7 protein-coding genes and 1 pseudogene are annotated in these 7,765 nt (G+C 43.7%); all 8 read left to right on the forward strand.

Annotation, left to right across the window (positions count from 1 at the left end; all coding sequences use genetic code 11):
- Positions 1 to 55: 55 nt before the first annotated feature.
- A complete protein-coding gene (locus HMPREF0373_RS16490; protein WP_009243013.1) occupies positions 56 to 352 on the forward strand; it encodes a conjugal transfer protein in 297 nt (98 codons plus the stop codon).
- On the forward strand, positions 271 to 774 hold the full coding sequence (locus HMPREF0373_RS10130; RefSeq protein ID WP_009321285.1) for an antirestriction protein ArdA: 504 nt from the start codon (positions 271 to 273) through the stop codon (positions 772 to 774). The genes HMPREF0373_RS16490 and HMPREF0373_RS10130 overlap by 82 nt, the downstream gene beginning before the upstream one ends.
- Positions 775 to 790: 16 nt before the next feature.
- Positions 791 to 1,294 (forward strand): antirestriction protein ArdA, encoded by a 504-nt coding sequence (locus HMPREF0373_RS10135; RefSeq protein WP_009243015.1) that lies wholly within the window; start codon positions 791 to 793, stop codon positions 1,292 to 1,294.
- Positions 1,295 to 1,402: 108 nt separating this feature from the next.
- Entirely contained in the window at positions 1,403 to 1,801 is a 399-nt protein-coding gene (locus HMPREF0373_RS10140; protein ID WP_004843362.1) for a conjugal transfer protein, read from the forward strand.
- Positions 1,779 to 4,229 carry a conjugal transfer ATPase TcpF gene (tcpF, locus tag HMPREF0373_RS10145; RefSeq protein ID WP_021739617.1) on the forward strand — a complete coding sequence of 817 codons (2,451 nt, stop codon included), beginning with the start codon at positions 1,779 to 1,781 and terminating at the stop codon, positions 4,227 to 4,229. The genes HMPREF0373_RS10140 and tcpF overlap by 23 nt, the downstream gene beginning before the upstream one ends.
- The gene (locus tag HMPREF0373_RS10150) at positions 4,229 to 6,436 is read left to right on the forward strand and encodes a CD3337/EF1877 family mobilome membrane protein (protein WP_021739618.1); all 2,208 of its coding nucleotides are present in this window, start codon (positions 4,229 to 4,231) and stop codon (positions 6,434 to 6,436) included. The genes tcpF and HMPREF0373_RS10150 overlap by 1 nt, the downstream gene beginning before the upstream one ends.
- Entirely contained in the window at positions 6,433 to 7,440 is a 1,008-nt protein-coding gene (locus tag HMPREF0373_RS10155; protein WP_009243020.1) for a bifunctional lytic transglycosylase/C40 family peptidase, read from the forward strand. The genes HMPREF0373_RS10150 and HMPREF0373_RS10155 overlap by 4 nt, the downstream gene beginning before the upstream one ends.
- Before the next feature lie 15 nt (positions 7,441 to 7,455).
- Positions 7,456 to 7,765, forward strand: a pseudogene (locus HMPREF0373_RS10160) (conjugal transfer protein); the annotation flags it as partial.

Below are 7,765 nucleotides of genomic sequence, written 5' to 3' on the forward strand. Positions count from 1 at the left end.
TTAGTCTTAGGATTGACTGCTTTTTTCTTACCTAAAATCAGATTGGAGTGATGACATGAACGATATTTTTAAGGATATGCAGGCAAAAGTCGGCTGTGAATACATTTCCGACCTGCCCTCTTACAAGCGTAAGGTGTGGCAGGAAATGAAACGACTGAACCCTGCCGACTATGAAGAAAAACAGTTAGAAGATTTTTCAAAGTATGTGTTTGGTATGTCGTACCAGACCTTACAAGATGTGATGAAACAACAGAAAGGACGTGAGGAACAATGCAGGAAACAAGGGTGCTGGTGGAAACGAAAGGAACAACTGGCGAAGAAACAATATCATACTGGTTTGAACTGCCGATAGATGTTGCCGAGTTTGAAGAAAAGTTAGGTATCGGTGCAGAAAGTGGGGATTACCGTATTATCGAAAAGGTGTTGCCTTATGCTGATGAAGTCCACGAACATACAAGCGTGTACCAGCTCAACGAATTAGATTTTATGTACCGCCAGCTTTCAAGTGATATGCAGGAAGAATATGTATCACTACTTACGGTGTTTGAGAATTTAGAAGCACTTTATATTTGCAGGAACGTGATTACGATTTATCCCGACTGCAAAAGCATGATAGATGTTGCAAAGCAAAAGCTGATGAACGACCCGACATTTAAGCATTTATCCGAGGACTGTCAAGAATATTACTTTGACTTTGAAGCCTACGCTTCTCACTTGCAGGAACACGGGAAATTTTTAGTAACAGAACACGGTATCTTTGAACTGCCAGAGTAGGAAATGAGGTGTGCTTATGATTGATGATATGGCGGTTTATATTGCTAATCTTGGCAAATACAACGAGGGCTATTTAGTCGGTGCTTGGTTCACATTTCCCATTGACGAGGAAGATGTAAAAGAAAAAATCGGCTTGAATGAACAGTATGAGGAATACGCTATCCATGATACCGACAACTTCCCCATTGGCATAGGGGAATATGTTTCCATTGAAGAACTCAATGAGATGTATGAAATGATAGCGGAACTTCCCGACTATATCGTAGAGTGTCTGGACGAATTTATCAGCCACTATGGGACGCTGGAAGAAGTCGTGGAACATAAGGACGATATTTACTATTATCCCGACTGTGAAACCATGACAGATGTTGCCTACTACTACATAGACGAATTGCAGGCACTTGGGGACATTCCACCCAGCTTACAGAATTACATTGACTATGAAGCCTACGGGCGAGATTTGGATATGGGCGGTTGCTTTATTGAAACAAGCCGAGGTATGTGCGAGATACCATATTAACGCTGGAAGATCAGCGACAAGCATTGTTGCTACTGACAGCGTATTTCTCTTTTAAGGGACAGTCTGAAAATGGCTGTCCTTTTCTATTTTGAAAGGAGCTGAAAGAACTTGAAAAAGATTAAAAGCTACACGGGTATCTGGAACGTGGAAAAAGTCTTATATGCAATCAATGACTTTAACTTACCCTTTCCCGTTACTTTTACACAGATTACATGGTTTGTGATTACGGAATTTATCATCATTCTGTTTGGGGATATTCCCCCACTTTCCATGATTGAGGGAGCATTTCTCAAATACTTCGGTATTCCCGTTGCTCTCACTTGGTTTATGTCGCAGAAAACCTTTGACGGAAAGAAGCCGTACAGCTTTTTGAAATCACAGATAACCTATGCCCTGCGACCTAAAATCACTTATGCAGGAAAAGCCGTAAAACTGCATAAGCAGACCTTGAATGAAACAATCACGGCAGTAAGGAGTGTGAACTATGTTCCCGATAAAATATATTGACAATAACCTTGTCTGGAACAAGGACAATGAGGTGTTCGCCTACTATGAGCTGATACCGTACAACTATTCTTTCTTATCCGCAGAGCAGAAATTTATCGTGCATGACAGCTTTCGACAGCTTATCGCACAGTCCCGTGAGGGTAAAATTCATGCCTTGCAGATTGCCACAGAAAGCTCAATCCGCAGTATGCAGGAACAGTCAAAGAAGCTGGTAACTGGAAAATTAAAGGAAGTTGCCTATCAGAAGATAGACGAACAGACCGAAGCGTTAGTATCTATGATTGGGGACAATCAAGTGGACTACCGCTTTTTTCTTGGCTTTAAGCTCATGGTTACGGAAGAACAGCTCAATCTGAAGAACATCAAAAAATCGGTGTGGCTGACGTTCACAGAATTTCTCCATGAAGTGAACCACACGCTGATGAATGATTTTGTTTCCATGCCGAATGATGAAATCAACCGTTACATAAAAATGGAAAAGTTACTGGAAAATAAAATCTCCCGTCGCTTTAAGGTGCGTCGCTTGGAAATCAATGATTTTGGGTATCTCATGGAACATCTTTACGGCAGGGACGGTATCGCCTATGAAGATTATGAGTACCAGCTACCCAAAAAGAAATTGAACAAAGAAACGCTGATAAAATACTACGACCTTATCCGTCCGACAAGGTGTGTGATTGAGGAAAGCCAGCGGTATTTACGTTTGGAGCATGAGAACAAGGAAAGCTATGTGTCCTATTTTACCGTCAATGCGATTGTAGGCGAGCTTGATTTTCCCTCAAGTGAAATCTTCTATTTCCAGCAACAGCAATTCACATTCCCCGTTGATACGTCCATGAATGTAGAAATCGTGGAGAACCGAAAAGCATTAACAACCGTCCGCAACAAGAAAAAGGAACTGAAAGACCTTGATAACCACGCCTATCAAGCAGGAAGTGAAACCAGCTCAAATGTGGTGGACGCATTAGACAGCGTGGACGAGCTGGAAACCGATTTAGACCAGAGCAAAGAAAGTATGTATAAGTTAAGCTACGTGATACGGGTGTCTGCACCCGATCTTGACGAGCTGAAACGCCGTTGTGATGAAGTCAAGGACTTTTACGACGACCTCAATGTAAAGCTGGTGCGTCCTGCTGGGGATATGCTGGGGCTTCATTCTGAATTTTTACCAGCCAGCAAGCGATATATCAATGACTATGTGCAGTATGTAAAATCAGATTTTTTAGCTGGGCTTGGCTTTGGTGCGACACAGCAGTTAGGAGAAACTACGGGTATCTATATGGGCTATTCTGTTGATACGGGAAGAAATGTGTACCTGCAACCGTCCCTTGCCAGTCAAGGTGTAAAAGGTACAGTTACCAACGCTTTAGCGTCTGCTTTTGTCGGTTCGCTTGGCGGTGGGAAATCGTTCTGTAACAATCTTCTGGTATATTATGCGGTGCTGTTTGGCGGTCAAGCACTTCTGTTAGACCCTAAAAGTGAGCGTGGTAACTGGAAAGAAACGCTCCCAGAGATTGCACATGAAATCAATATCGTAAATCTTACCAGCGATAAGGACAATGCAGGGCTTCTTGACCCGTTTGTGATTATGAAGAATGTAAAAGACGCTGAAAGTCTGGCAATCGACATCTTAACATTCCTTACGGGTATTTCTTCAAGGGACGGCGAAAAATTCCCCGTACTTCGTAAGGCAGTACGCTCCGTTACCCAGAGCGACAGTCGGGGCTTGCTCCATGTGATAGACGAGCTACGCCGTGAAGATACGCCCATATCAAGAAATATCGCAGACCATATCGACAGCTTCACGGACTACGACTTTGCACACCTGCTGTTTTCAGACGGTACGGTAGAAAATGCTATCAGTCTGGATAATCAGCTCAATATCATTCAAGTAGCCGACCTTGTACTGCCAGATAAAGATACCACTTTTGAAGAATACACGACCATTGAATTGTTGTCTGTGTCTATGCTGATTGTGATTAGTACCTTTGCCCTTGATTTTATCCATTCGGACAGAAGCATTTTTAAGATTGTCGATTTAGACGAAGCGTGGGCGTTCTTAAATGTGGCACAAGGAGAAACCTTATCAAATAAGCTGGTTCGTGCTGGGCGAGCTATGCAGGCAGGCGTTTATTTCGTTACACAATCTTCTGGCGACGTGTCAAAGGAAAGTCTGAAAAACAATATCGGCTTGAAATTTGCCTTTCGTTCTACTGACGTCAACGAGATAAAACAGACCTTAGAATTTTTCGGTATCGACAAGGACGACGAAAACAACCAGAAACGGCTTCGTGATTTGGAGAACGGACAATGCTTATTGCAGGACTTATACGGACGTGTCGGTGTGGTACAGATACACCCCGTCTTTGAAGAACTGCTACACGCCTTTGATACCAGACCGCCCGTACAGAGAAATGAGGTGGAGTGATGAAAGAAAGGGTAAAAGGTGCGTTCACAAAAAAGAAGATTTTCCACTTTCTCAAAATGGCTCTGTTCGTGGTGGCACTCTCCCTTATCCTGCTTTCACTTCTGGGGACGGTAGCTCATGCAACGGGGCTTGTGGACGATACCATAAACGCAGAAAATCTGTATTCAAAATATCCGTTGTCGAATTACCAGCTTGATTTTTATGTAGATAATAGCTGGTCGTGGCTTCCGTGGAACTGGCTGGACGGTATCGGAAAATCGGTGCAGTATGGACTTTACTGTATTACCAACTTTGTCTGGACGATAAGCCTTTATTTAAGTAATGCAACGGGCTATGTGGTGCAGGAAGCCTATAAACTTGATTTTATTAACGATATGGCAGACAGTATCGGAAAGAGCATACAGACCCTTGCAGGCGTTACTTCAAACGGCTTTTCCAGCTCTGGCTTCTATGTTGGCTTTCTGCTTCTCATTATCTTGGTGGTGGGACTTTATGTTGCTTATACGGGACTTATCAAACGGGAAACCAGCAAGGCACTTCACGCTGTTATCAACTTTGTGGTGGTGTTCGTGCTGTCCGCTTCATTTATTGCCTATGCTCCCGACTACATTAAGAAGATAAATGAATTTTCATCAGACATCAGTACCGCTTCTTTAGACTTGGGAACGAAAATCATGCTCCCTAATTCTGACAGTGAGGGCAAGGATAGCGTGGACTTGATACGGGACAGCTTATTTTCTATTCAAGTGGAACAGCCGTGGTTACTCTTGCAATTCGGGAACAGCAACGCAGAAGAAATCGGGGCAGACCGTGTAGAAGCTCTTGTATCGGCAAGCCCAGAGGACGAGGATGGGAAAACTAGAGAGGAAGTCGTGAAAACAGAAATCGAAGATAACGACAACAACAATCTGACGATACCGCAGGTCGTGAACCGTTTAGGCATGGTGTTCTTCCTCTTGTTCTTCAACTTAGGTATCACGATATTTGTATTCTTGCTTACGGGCATGATGTTGTTCAGCCAGATACTTTTTATTATCTTTGCAATGTTTTTACCTATCAGTTTTCTACTTTCCATGATACCGAGCTATGAAAGCATGGTAAAACAGGCAATCGTGAGGGTGTTTAATACCATTATGACACGGGCAGGAATCACGCTCATTGTAACGGTAGCGTTCAGCATTTCCAGTATGTTTTATAACATCTCCACGGACTATCCGTTTTTTATGGTGGCGTTCTTGCAGATAGTATGTTTTGCTGGTATCTATATGAAGCTGGGCGAATTAATGAGTATGTTCTCTTTGAACGCTAACGACAGTCAAAGCATGGGACGAAGAATTTTCCGCAGACCGTATCTGTTTATGCGACATAGAGCTAGGCGTATGGAACACCGTATTGCAAGGGCGGTAAGTGCTGGCGGTATTTCGGGCGGTGTCGCTGGTGCGGTGGCTGGAAGTGCCGTTGCTGGCAAGAGGGCTGAAAGAAAAAATACAGCTTCTAAAGAAAATCGGGGCAATATCACTTCCAGCATGGGACAGCGTGCAGGCTCAAAGGTGGGTGCTGTCTTAGATACGAAAAATAAAGTGAAAGATAAGGCAAACGCTGTCAAAGAGAATATCAAGGATATACCGACACAGACTGCTTATGCGGTATATTCCGCAAAGGAAAAGGCAAAGTCCAGCGTGTCCGACTTCAAGCGTGGCATGGTGCAGGAACAGCAGTCCAGACAGTCGGGACGATTGGAAAAGCAGGAACAGCGTAAGAAAAATATCGCTGACAAACGTATGGAGCTTCAAAAGGCACAAGAAGCAAGGCAGGCACGAAAGACGGACGGATCAGCGACAACGGGAGCTACCCGTCCCCATGAGCGACCAGCCACAACTTCAATCATTCCAAAACCGAGTGCGGAAAAAACGCAGGAAGTGAAACGTCCTGCCACAGCGACCACTTCAAAAGCAAGTGAGCCAGTCAAGACAAATGTTATCAAAGAGCGTCCGTTATCTTCTGGTGCTTCTGATAGAAAAGCGACCCAGTCGGCACAGCCAGCACATAGGCAGAATGTAGAAAAAGTAGTATCGCAGGAAACACGCCAGAATTACACCAAAGACCGCAGGACAAAGGTTCAGCAGACGCAGAGCGTCCAGAAGAACCAGCAGACCACAGAGAAAACTCGTAACCTTGTAACGAAGAAAGGACAGAAGAAAAAATGAAACTGAAACATATCGCTATCATTGGCAGTCTGTTTCCTATCCTCTTTTCCGTAGTTCTTTTCTTTGGTGTCTTGATTAGTGCGGACAGCGACGACGAGAACAGCAACTTTTCTTCTGGCATTACGGGTATGAACCTATCCGCAGAAGTTTTGAAACATCAGCCTATGGTGGAAAAATACGCCAGAGAAAACGGTATCTCCGAGTATGTCAATGTACTGCTTGCTATCATTCAAGTAGAAAGTGGCGGTACGGCAGAAGATGTTATGCAGAGTTCGGAAAGTCTTGGTTTACCACCTAACTCTTTAGATACAGAAAGTTCAATCAAGCAGGGGTGTAAGTATTTTGCGTCCCTGCTTTCTTCCTGCAAAAATCAAGGTATCGACGATTTGAATGTAGCGATACAGTCCTATAACTATGGCGGTGGCTATGTGGGATATGTGGCAGGAAAAGGAAAGAAACACACTTTTAATCTTGCAGAGAGCTTCGCTCGTGAGAAATCGGGTGGAAAGAAAATAACCTACACCAACCCGATAGCTGTTGCGAAGAACGGGGGCTGGCGGTATGGCTATGGAAATATGTTCTATGTGGAATTAGTCAATCAGTATTTAACTGTTTCGCAGGTATCGGGAGAGCTGGCACAAAAGGTAATGAATGAAGCGTTGAAATATCAAGGCTGGAAATATGTGTATGGCGGTAGCAATCCCAACACTTCTTTTGACTGTTCGGGACTGACGCAATGGTGTTATGGAAAAGCTGGTATCTCCTTACCGAGAACGGCACAAGCACAGTATGACGCTACCCAACATCTTCCACTTTCGCAGGCAAAGGCTGGGGACTTGGTGTTTTTTCATTCTACCTATAATGCTGGAAGTTATGTAACACACGTTGGTATTCTCGTTTCGCCGACACAGATGTACCATGCAGGCAACCCGATAGGATATGCAGACCTAAGTAGTAGTTACTGGCAACAGCACTTAATCGGTGCAGGACGAGTAAAACAATAGAAAGGACTTGAAAATATGTTTAAGAAGAATAAGAAACAGACAGAAACTATCAAAGAACCAAAAGAAAAAAAGGTGCGTACTGTTAAGGTAGGCACACATAAGAAAGCCGTGATTGCGTTGTGGGTGGTACTTATTGCAAGCGTGAGCTTCGGGGTGTATAAGAATTTTACCGCTATCGACCAGCACACGACCCATGAAAAAGAAATCATTGAACTTCGCTTGCAGGACACCAACGGGATTGAAAATTTCGTGAAGAATTTTGCGAAGTCCTATTACACATGGGATAACAGCAAAGAAGCGATTGAAGCAAGAACGCAGGCAATCA

Source organism: Eubacterium ramulus ATCC 29099 (assembly GCF_000469345.1).
GTDB lineage: Bacteria > Bacillota > Clostridia > Lachnospirales > Lachnospiraceae > Eubacterium_I > Eubacterium_I ramulus.